1 protein-coding gene is annotated in these 523 nt (G+C 49.5%); it reads right to left on the bottom strand.

Annotated elements, in window-relative coordinates; all coding sequences use genetic code 11:
* Positions 1 to 106: 106 nt before the first annotated feature.
* A partial coding sequence (locus tag AC3G3F_RS23865) for a tyrosine-type recombinase/integrase (RefSeq protein ID WP_267286611.1) occupies positions 107 to 523 on the bottom strand: 417 nt, incomplete at its 5' end.

Consider the following 523-nt stretch of genomic DNA (forward strand, 5'->3'; position numbering starts at 1 on the left):
TAATAAGCAATAGATTACGATTCCATTACTCTTGTGTGGAAGGGGTAAATCTGAGAGGATGATGAAAGCGCGGAGAGGACTTAACTTTTTGAATCAGAACGTACGGTCATACCCGGCGTTTTTTTCGCCATATTCCATGAAAGCGTCCGGCGTTACTTGCGGTGTATCTTACGGTGTGCTGGATATTCCTGTGTCCCAGATAGTCCTGTATGAGTCGTGTATCAATCCCTTTGTCAGCAAGGGCGTAGCCGCAGGCATGTCGCAGCATATGAGGATGTGGCGCTATCGTTAATTCGGCCAGCCGCCCTGCCTCACGGAGTATGTAAAAAAATTGTTGCCTGCTGAGCGGATGCCGCCGCAGCGACAGGAACAGCCAGTCTCCGTCAGCTCCTTTCTCAAGATACTTCCTGGCCCTGAGCCAGCTTTTCAGTACGTTATACTCATCAGGAAGGAGGGGGTGACACGTTGAAAAGCCATTTTTGAGGCGCCGGATATAAAGCTGTCTCCCTGCAAGATCAATATC

The sequence above is a fragment of the Salmonella sp. FC25216 genome (assembly GCF_057751355.1).